The sequence below is a fragment of the Bacteroides sp. D22 genome (assembly GCF_000163675.1).
Lineage (GTDB): Bacteria > Bacteroidota > Bacteroidia > Bacteroidales > Bacteroidaceae > Bacteroides > Bacteroides xylanisolvens.
The window spans coordinates 141262-142897 of the sequence record NZ_GG774799.1 but is presented as its reverse complement, the minus strand read 5'-3'; the positions used below and the strand labels follow the sequence as shown (position 1 = coordinate 142897).

Genomic DNA, 1636 nt, shown 5'->3' with positions numbered 1-1636 from the left:
TATGTAATATTTTCTATTGATAGGAAACATTGTATTTTGTACGCACTCTTATAAACTATAACAGGGTATTCACGCGAAACACCGCCCGTATTTCGATGTGGGCGGTGTCTTCTATATTATATCTATGAATCAGGTAAGTCTGCCACCGAATAGTAGAGCACGCTGTTGCTCGCAGAACTTTTTGTATTCGTTTTCGTCCGTGCCTTTTTCGATGGCTCTGTCGATGACATCGCCCAGTTCATCGAAACAGACCTCCTCATTAACATATACCGCGGTGGTTCCATGCAGCAGACATACCTCGTAGTAATCAGAGCCGTTGAGTGCGACCGTCACGTAGCCGGCGTGCAACCATCCGTTCACCTTGATACGAAATGCAGGCATACCGTTGTACACCGCGCATATCAATGAACCGATTTTTGAGATCGAAAATGTGAAAGTGGAAGATGTTGCAGAGGATGGAACAATTTCTGTATGTCTTACTAACGAATCTACAAAAGAGTTGATAAAAGCACTGGCAAAGATTTTATAACCAACACCGGGTAGGGATGCTTTATTGATTCTCTGCCCGGAATAAACCTATAGGATTTATGAATAACAAAGGGAAATCACTAAAGGATATATCAAGCAAATAAAATTAAATATCGCTAAAGATAAATCGGCTAGTTATATTTTAATAGTGAAAGATATTCATTATAAACTCTTTTGGGGTAAAGCCTCGATCCGTCACAGATGGAGACTTCATAAAATAATATTAGTAAAGTTTAATTGTGAAAAAGTTATCAGGTAAAAAGGATATCTCATCATCACGACGAGATATCTTATAACAAACACAAACTAGTATATTCAGCTGCCTTAGATAAAAATAAGGCAAATTTATTTTTTACTATTCCTGTCGTCACGACGGTAAACGCGTATAAAAAGAGAATTTTACTATTAATTTGCTTCTGCTATATACTTCTGAATCACAATAGGTATTATTGATTACAAAGTAACGAGTAATTTTTTATAGACACAAATAAAAGTAAATATATTTTTATTTTTTTTGTGCAAAAAAGTTGTTTTTATTTTATTTCTCAAAAAATGTTTTTATGCTTACGATGTAAAATTGCAGACTGTCTCGTGGCATACGTGACCGTCACCGGTGAGAGCATGAGCTTTGTCTTCAAGGCGGACAAACTGATGTCCGTGCTGAAAACCGTCGCGAGTACAGCATCAAGAGTCAATTCCACGGCATCCACGATCAACAGCATCGCGGACTCGTATGACGGGATTAAAGGTGGGCTTCGAACTGAAGAAGTGATGAATTTGGTTTATTTGTAGGGAGATGTGTGTGAATGGTAACAACTGTAAATGTCAGTTCCCGGGATTTCCAACGCCTCCCTAAAGGCGGACCTATTGGCAAGAAAAAATGCGTGTCCAGTATCCTCGTTATAGACGAGAAAGAAAATAAAACCTATCTCGTTATGAAATATGTACTTTTGCAAACGGATTGACAGGCTATGTAATATTTTCTATTGATAGGAAACATTGTATTTTGTACGCACTCTTATAAACTATAACAGGGTATTCACGCGAAACACCGCCCGTATTTCGATGTGGGCGGTGTCTTCTATATTATATCTATGAATCAGGTAAG

1 protein-coding gene and 1 pseudogene are annotated in these 1636 nt (G+C 37.9%); one reads left to right on the top strand and one right to left on the bottom strand.

Features of this window, described 5'->3' with window-relative positions; translation table 11 throughout:
• Window positions 1-129: 129 nt before the first annotated feature.
• Complete coding sequence (locus tag HMPREF0106_RS18730; RefSeq protein WP_410491991.1) at window positions 130-465, bottom strand: hypothetical protein; 336 nt, start codon at window positions 463-465, stop codon at window positions 130-132.
• Window positions 466-1116: 651 nt separating this feature from the next.
• Between HMPREF0106_RS18730 and HMPREF0106_RS0124385 the strand changes: the two are divergent.
• Window positions 1117-1300 (top strand): annotated as a pseudogene (locus HMPREF0106_RS0124385) (lipocalin-like domain-containing protein); the annotation flags it as partial.
• Window positions 1301-1636 lie beyond the last annotated feature (336 nt).